Source organism: Brevibacterium rongguiense, from assembly GCF_009857845.1.
GTDB lineage: Bacteria > Actinomycetota > Actinomycetes > Actinomycetales > Brevibacteriaceae > Brevibacterium > Brevibacterium rongguiense.
This window is the reverse complement of the sequence record NZ_WWEQ01000103.1, coordinates 1-4,606: the sequence shown is the minus strand read 5'-3', so window position 1 is coordinate 4,606 and position 4,606 is coordinate 1. Positions and strand designations below refer to the sequence as shown.

The window sequence follows — 4,606 nt, the reverse complement described above, 5'->3', positions numbered from 1 at the left end:
GGCTCGGCCGGGGGCGCGCCCGCCCGCGGCCGAGCCCGTCCGCTCGGCTCCGGTGCTCTCGTCTGCCCCACGGCCCCTGCGCCCGCCCGCCGAGCGCCCGCGGGGTGCGTGCGGGTCGGACTCGTGGGGCATCGGTCTCCTCGGGGTGGTGGGCCGCCTCAGCCGTTCGGGCTGTGCACGGAGGGGGATGTCAGGTCAGTGCCGCTGCCGCCGATCGTGGGCAGCCTGTCATCCGATCGTAGGTTCGGTCGCGGGTCGTCGCGGGTATCGGCGCGCGGCCCGGGCACGGTTTCGGGTGTTTTGCCCGAAATCTCCACGGCCTTCTCAGCGGAGATGATCGAGCCGTCCGAGCGGCGGATGAACTCCGCGTTCTTCGCCCGCACCATGCCGGCCTGCAGGGCGGCCCGCTGGATGTTCTGCGGGCTCGAGCGGTACGAGATGTCCTCGGAGAGCTCGTCGCGGCGGTCGTGGAGCTGCTGCTGCTCGGCGCTGAGCTGCTGGACGCGGTACGTGCTGTGGGAGATGTAGATGTTGGCCAGCAGGACGCCCAGCAGGCCGACGACGAGGGCCGCGACGCACAGCCCGGAGAACGGCACGCGCCGGCGTGCGATGCCGGGGACGACGAGGCGCAGGCGCGCGCGCTCCGGTGCGGCTGCGGGCCGGGTCCGGCGCGCGGGGGCGGCGTTGACGGCGCGGGCGACGGAGCTCATGGGGTTTCCTCCCGGGGATTCGGCGCGGTCTTGACCACCGCGCGCAGCCGCACGCTCGCGGCCCTCGGATTGGCCTCGACCTCCGCGGCGGAGGCCTTCTGCGCCCCGCGGACCGCCTCGGCGAGCCAGGGCCGCAGGTGGGCGGGGACGACGGGCAGATCGGGCGGGGCCTGGGTCTCGGTGCCGGCCCGCAGGATCCGCTTAACGGCGGTGTCCTCGAGCGACTGGTAGGACTCGATGACCGCCACTCCCCCGATGGCCAGGGCGTCGAGCGCGGCGGGCAGGGCAGCGGCGAGGCTGTCGAGTTCGCCGTTGACCTCGATGCGCAGGGCCTGGAACGTGCGCTTGGCCGGGTGGGAGCGGGCGCGCTGCCGGCCGCGGGCGGGGGGCTCCGGGATGACGCGCGAGAGCATTCCGGCCAGCTGGTCCGAGGTCTCCCAGGGGCGCTCGGCGCGGTCGGCGACGATGATGCGGGCGATCTTGCGCGCGTAGCGCTCCTCGCCGTAGTCGGCGATGATGCGGGCGAGCGCGTCCTCGGAGTAGGTGTTGAGGATCTGGGCGGCCGTCGTCCCGCGGCTCTGGTCCATGCGCATGTCCAGCGGGGCCGGCCGCGAGTAGCTGAAGCCGCGCTCGTCCTCGTCGAGCTGGAGCGAGGACACGCCCAGGTCGAACAGGGCTCCGGCCAGGCTCCGCACGCCCAGCTCGTCGAGCGCGCGCGGCAGCTCGTCGGCGCGGGCGTGGACGGGGGTGAAGCGCTCGCCGAAGCGGGCCAGGCGCTCGGTCGCAACGGCCAGGGCCTGCTGGTCGCGGTCGATGCCGATGACCCGGACCTGCGGGTTCGCGGCGAGGACCGCCTCCGAGTGGCCGCCCATGCCCAGGGTGAGGTCGGCGACGACCGGGGTGTGCCCGGCCGCCGCCACCGCGTCGATGCCGCGGCCCAGCAGGGCGACGACCCGCTCGAGGAGGACGGGGGTGTGGGGGAAGGCGCGGGTGCCGTCCTGGGGCTGCTCGGCCACGCCGTCTCCTTCCCGTTGTGCACTGGGTGCCCGGCGGTCCGCTTGTCCGATCCAGAACCCCGTCCGCCATTCGGGCCCTGCCACCGGGGAAGTGCGTCAGGACCGCGCGGCTTTGGAACCGGGGAAGTGCCCCAAAACCACTGGCGGACGAGGATCTCGACCGAACACTCAGAACACGCCGGGGATGACCTCCGCTTCGCGCTCGGCAAAGCCCTCTTCCGTTGCCGCGAGGTAGCGCTCCCAGGTGGGGGAGTCCCAGATCTCGACGCGGTTTCCCATGCCGATCACTGCGACATCCCGGTCGAGCGAGGCGTACTGCCGCAGGATCTGCGGGACGGTGATCCGCCCCTGCTTGTCCGGCTGCTCGGCCGCCGCGCCCGACAGGAACACGCGCAGGTAGTCCCGGGCGTCCTTCGACGTCATGGGCGCTGCGCGCATCTGCTCGTGGACGGTCTCGAACTCCCGGGTGGAGAACAGGGTGAGGCAGCGCTCCTGGCCCCGGGTGAGGACGAGTCCGTTCGCGAGCTCCTCGCGGAACTTCGCGGGCAGGATGAGGCGGCCCTTGTCGTCGAGCCGCTGCAGATGCGTGCCCAAGAACATGCCGTCTCACCCCTCTCGAAACCCCAATCGGCTCCGATTGCCACCACTGTACTCCACTTCCCCCCACAATATTCCCGCCTGACGTTCTCGACACGTCTTTTTTACGTGTTTTCGCACGTCAGATTGGTGGTGCGAAGTGGGGGTTCAGCGGTACTCCGGGTGTCGTGACGGCCGTGTGGGACCCCGCTCGTGGCCCTCGCGGGCGCCGCACGGCCCCCAGGGTGGGCCTCGGGCGGGGCGCTGGGGAGGGATGGGGAGGATAGTGGGGGCGCTCGGTGGAGGGAAGTGGGAGGGAAGTGGATGGCGGTCCGCGGACGGGCGTGGATTGCGGCCAGCGGAGGGCAGTGGACGCGGTGCGACGTAGCGGCTGGCGCACACCGGCGGGCGGGTGCGCGCGGTCAGATTGGCCGCGCGCCGGCCCGGTGGCGGATAATGGCGGCCATGACAGACGCGACCGCAGAGCAGATCACCGCCGCCCGCAGCCTGGCCGAGCGGGCCAACGGCGCCATGAACACGGTGCTGGAGGGCAAGGCCGAGGTCGTCTCGCTGACCGTGACCGCGCTCCTGGCCGGCGGGCACCTCCTCCTGGAGGACGTGCCGGGCGTGGGTAAGACGCTGCTGGCCAAGACCCTGGCCCGCGTGGTGGGCGGCAGCGTGCGCCGCATCCAGTTCACCCCGGACCTGCTGCCCTCCGACGTGCTCGGCGTCAACCTGTTCAACCAGGAGAGCCGCCACTTCGAGTTCCGCGCCGGGCCCATCTTCTCCAATGTCGTCATCGCCGATGAGATCAACCGCGCCTCGCCCAAGACGCAGTCCGCGATGCTTGAGTGCATGGCCGAATCGCAGGCGAGCGTGGACGGCACGACCTACCTCATGCCCTCCCCGTTCATGGTCATCGCAACGCAGAACCCCATCGACATGGAGGGCACGTACTCGCTGCCCGAGGCGCAGCGCGACCGGTTCATGATGCGAAGCTCGGTGGGCTACCCGGCCCCCGCCGCCGAGGCCGACCTCCTGCTCCACCAGTCCGGGCGCGAGGCCCTCGAGGACCTGCGGCCCGTCGCCTCCCTGGAGGACGTCGTCCGCGCCCGCGAGGCGGTGCGCTCGATCACCGCCAGCCCCCAGCTGCGCGGCTACATCGTCGCCCTTCTCGCGGCGACCCGCGCCGATCCCGGCTCCGTGCTCGGCGCCTCGCCGCGCGGCGGCCTCCACCTGCTGCGCGCCGCGCAGGTGCGCGCGCTGCTGGCCGGCCGCGGGTTCGTCACCCCGGATGACGTGCAGGCCCTTGCGGTGAGCGTCCTGGCCCACCGGATCATCCGGCGCGATTCCGCTGATCCCGCCGATGCGGCCGCCGCCGTACGCGAGGCGGTTGCCCGCACCCCCGTCCAGTGATGCGGGTGACCGCCTCCGGCATCGTCTTCGCGGTCATCGGAGTCGCCCTCATCGTGCTCGCCTACGTCTTCGGGCTGCCGGGCCTGCTGCCCGCGGGCATCCTGCTGCTCGCGCTCGTGCTGTGCTCGGGCCTCGCGGGGCTCCTCGCCTCCCGTCGCCTCGAGGCCCGCGTGACCACGACCGGGCGCTCGTGCGACGGGATCGCGCTGGCGCGCGTGGGCGAGGACCTCGACCTGCGTCTGTCCCTGCGCAACCGATCGCCGCTGCCGGTGGGCGGCTTCGTCGTGGCGTTCGCCCCGCGGCCCGGCTTCGGCGCCGAGCAGTCGGCCCGCATGCGCGGTCTCGCCGCGGGGGCGGGCGTGGGCATCGAGGCGGGCTTCTCCCCCACGCGGCGCGGGATGAGCGGCCTCGAGCGCACCTCGCTCGACCTCGTCGGGCCCTTCGGGCTGACCGCCGTGCGCTCGACGCTCACGGGTTCCTTCGACGTGGCGGTGGCCCCGCAGGACCTCGACGTCCCGGCGCGCCGGCGCCCCGGTGTGCCGGTCGCGCTGCGCGAGGAGCAGCGCCTGGTCCGCGGCGCCTCCACCCGCGACTTCCAGACGCGCGAGTACGTCCCCGGCGACGACCTGCGCCACATCCACTGGGCGACGACGGCGCGGCTGGGCGACCTCGTCGTGCGCGAGGAGGCCCAGGAGGAGTCCCCCGGCGCGCTCGTGGTCCTCGAGACGACCGCCGAGCCGGACGAGGACCTTATCGCGGCCGCCGCGGCAGGCGTGCGCGTGCTGCTCGACCAGGGCCTCGAGGTGCGCCTCGCCTGGGGCGCCGAGCACCGGAGCCTGCGCGGCGCGGCCGGCGCCGCGCGCCTCGACCTCGTCGCCGCGCGGCTGC

5 protein-coding genes are annotated in these 4,606 nt (G+C 73.4%); 2 read left to right on the top strand and 3 right to left on the bottom strand.

The annotated features are described in order from the left end of the window. Window positions 1–158: 158 nt before the first annotated feature. The 3 genes from GSY69_RS13470 to mraZ form a co-directional block, all read right to left on the bottom strand. Entirely contained in the window at window positions 159–710 is a 552-nt protein-coding gene (locus GSY69_RS13470) for a hypothetical protein (RefSeq protein WP_160954346.1), read from the bottom strand. Further along, window positions 707–1,726: a 16S rRNA (cytosine(1402)-N(4))-methyltransferase RsmH gene (gene rsmH, locus GSY69_RS13465; protein ID WP_160954345.1), complete on the bottom strand. Its 1,020-nt coding sequence runs from the start codon at window positions 1,724–1,726 to the stop codon at window positions 707–709. The genes GSY69_RS13470 and rsmH overlap by 4 nt, the downstream gene beginning before the upstream one ends. Window positions 1,727–1,894: 168 nt before the next feature. Continuing rightward, window positions 1,895–2,326, bottom strand: a complete 432-nt coding sequence (gene mraZ / locus GSY69_RS13460) for a division/cell wall cluster transcriptional repressor MraZ (protein ID WP_160954344.1) — start codon at window positions 2,324–2,326, stop codon at window positions 1,895–1,897. Window positions 2,327–2,767: 441 nt separating this feature from the next. Here mraZ and GSY69_RS13455 point away from each other — a divergent pair, with 441 nt between their 5' ends. Together GSY69_RS13455 and GSY69_RS15245 are read left to right on the top strand one after the other, a co-directional pair. Then, entirely contained in the window at window positions 2,768–3,718 is a 951-nt protein-coding gene (locus tag GSY69_RS13455) for an AAA family ATPase (RefSeq protein ID WP_160954343.1), read from the top strand. A gap of 5 nt (window positions 3,719–3,723) precedes the next feature. After that, window positions 3,724–4,606 (top strand): DUF58 domain-containing protein (locus tag GSY69_RS15245; RefSeq protein ID WP_160954342.1); only part of this gene is annotated, 883 nt, incomplete at its 3' end.